Origin of the sequence: Synechococcus sp. W70.1, assembly GCF_047461515.1 — a bacterium.
GTDB lineage: Bacteria > Cyanobacteriota > Cyanobacteriia > Thermostichales > Thermostichaceae > Thermostichus.
In genome coordinates this window covers 1-1,735 of record NZ_JANSHH010000006.1, presented here as the reverse complement: position 1 = coordinate 1,735, position 1,735 = coordinate 1, and the positions used below count along the sequence as shown (strand labels likewise).

Genomic DNA, 1,735 nt, shown 5'->3' with positions numbered 1-1,735 from the left:
CCCTCAGCTCATCCGATGGCTTTTCAACGCCAACCGGTTCGGTCCTCCACGTGGTCTTACCCACGCTTCAACCTGGCCAAGGGTAGCTCACCCGGTTTCGCGTCTGCCCCCTCTGACTGGATCGCCCTGTTCGGACTCGCTTTCGCTGCGGCTCCGTGCCTGAAGCACTTAGCCTTGCCAGAGAGGAGCAACTCGTAGGCTCATTCTGCAAAAGGCACGCCGTCACCCCATCTGTTCACAAGGAACAGAGAGGCTCCGACTGGTTGTAGGCGCATGGTTTCAGGTCCTTTTCACTCGCCTACTAGGCGTTCTTTTCACCTTTCCCTCACGGTACTGGTGCGCTATCGGTCATGGGCGAGTATTTAGCCTTGCCAGATGGTGCTGGCAGCTTCCCACAGGATTTCCCCGGTCCCGTGGTACTCAGGGACACCGCCGAGATCGGTCAGCTTACGCCTACGGGACTATCACCCTCTATGGTGCGGCTTTCCAGCGCGCTTCGACTTCACCTTCCGACCCCTTATGGCGGGCCCTACAACCCCGACGCCGCCGAAACGACGCCGGTTTGGGCTGTTCCCCTTTCGCTCGCCACTACTCAGGGAATCGCGGTTGCTTTCTTTTCCTCCGGGTACTGAGATGTTTCAGTTCCCCGGGTTCGCCTCCACGAACCTATGGATTCAGCTCGTGGATGACCGGTCTTCAACCGGCCGGGTTGCCCCATTCGGGAATCCGCGGATCACAGCCTGCTTGCGGCTCCCCGCGGCTTATCGCAGCTTGCCACGCCCTTCATCGCCTGCCCATGCCGAGGCATCCACCATGCGCCCTTACTATACTTAATCCCTGGCCCTTTTACAGGCCAGCTTGCAGGCGCTCCTTGCGTTGCTCGGTTTACCTTTACGCTTGCAGCGTGCCAACATGTCAAAGAACAGGCCTCCCACTTGTGGAGGCGTGGTGGAGTTAGTCGGATTCGAACCGACGACCTCCGGCTTGCAAAGCCGGCGCTCTACCAACTGAGCTATAACCCCGCCCCATCGAAAGGCGAACGACCGATCGCGTCGGGTCCGACGACTTCGGCCGGCCCTTCGGTGTGGGGCTGGGTGGAGTTGAACCACCGACCTCACGCTTATCAGGCGTGCGCTCTAACCACCTGAGCTACAGCCCCTCCGGCGTTCGCCCAGCGCGGGCACGCTCAAAGAACAGATGAGCGGGAGGCATAGCGAGCCCTGCCGATCGAGAGTAAGCAGAGCAGCTGCTCTTTAGGAGGTGATCCAGCCGCACGTTCCCGTACGGCTACCTTGTTACGACTTAGCCCCAGTCACCAGGTTCACCTTCGGCCGCTCCCTCCCTTGCGGGTTGGGCCACGGACTTCGGGTGCCCCCGGCTCCCATGGCTTGACGGGCGGTGTGTACAAGGCCCGGGAACGTATTCACCGCGCCGTGGCTGATGCGCGATTACTAGCGATTCCGGCTTCATGGAGTCGGGTTGCAGACTCCAATCCGAACTGAGACCGGTTTTAGGGATTTGCTCCCCCTCGCGGGGTGGCTGCCCATTGTACCGGCCATTGTAGCACGTGTGCAGCCCTGGGCGTAAGGGCCATGATGACTTGACGTCGTCCCCACCTTCCTCCTGCTTGCGCAGGCAGTCTCGCCAGAGTCCCCGGCTTTACCCGCTGGTAACTGGCGATAGGGGTTGCGCTCGTTGCGGGACTTAACCCAACACCTCACGGCACGAGCTGACG

Annotated in this window: 2 tRNA genes and 2 rRNA genes; all 4 read right to left on the bottom strand. The window is 61.0% G+C overall.

The features are described 5' to 3' along the window. Positions 1-836: ribosomal RNA gene (locus NW808_RS01325) — 23S ribosomal RNA — on the bottom strand; the annotation flags it as partial. A gap of 110 nt (positions 837-946) precedes the next feature. Then, positions 947-1,022: transfer RNA gene (locus NW808_RS01320), tRNA-Ala, on the bottom strand. 63 nt (positions 1,023-1,085) lie between these two features. After that, positions 1,086-1,159: transfer RNA gene (locus tag NW808_RS01315), tRNA-Ile, on the bottom strand. 94 nt (positions 1,160-1,253) lie between these two features. Continuing rightward, positions 1,254-1,735: ribosomal RNA gene (locus NW808_RS01310) — 16S ribosomal RNA — on the bottom strand; the annotation flags it as partial.